Here is a 286-nt window from a genome sequence, read left to right on the forward strand (position 1 = left end):
CATGGCGAACAACCTCACCGGCCAGGTCCGCAACATCGCCCTCGTCACGACCGCCGTCGCCAACGGCGACCTGTCCAAGAAGATCGACGTGGACGCCCGCGGCGAGATCCTGGAGCTGAAGACCACCATCAACACGATGGTCGACCAGCTCTCCTCCTTCGCCGCCGAGGTCACCCGCGTCGCCCGCGAGGTCGGCAGCGAGGGCCGGCTCGGCGGCCAGGCCGAGGTCGAAGGCGTCTCCGGCACCTGGAAGCGGCTCACCGAGAACGTCAACGAGCTGGCCGGG

General features: G+C 69.2%; 1 protein-coding gene. It reads left to right on the forward strand.

The window, feature by feature from the left end:
- The coding region (locus tag IG86_RS39605) for a HAMP domain-containing protein (protein WP_037943982.1) at positions 1-286 on the forward strand (286 nt) is incomplete at both ends.

Source organism: Streptomyces virginiae (assembly GCF_000720455.1).
GTDB lineage: Bacteria > Actinomycetota > Actinomycetes > Streptomycetales > Streptomycetaceae > Streptomyces > Streptomyces virginiae.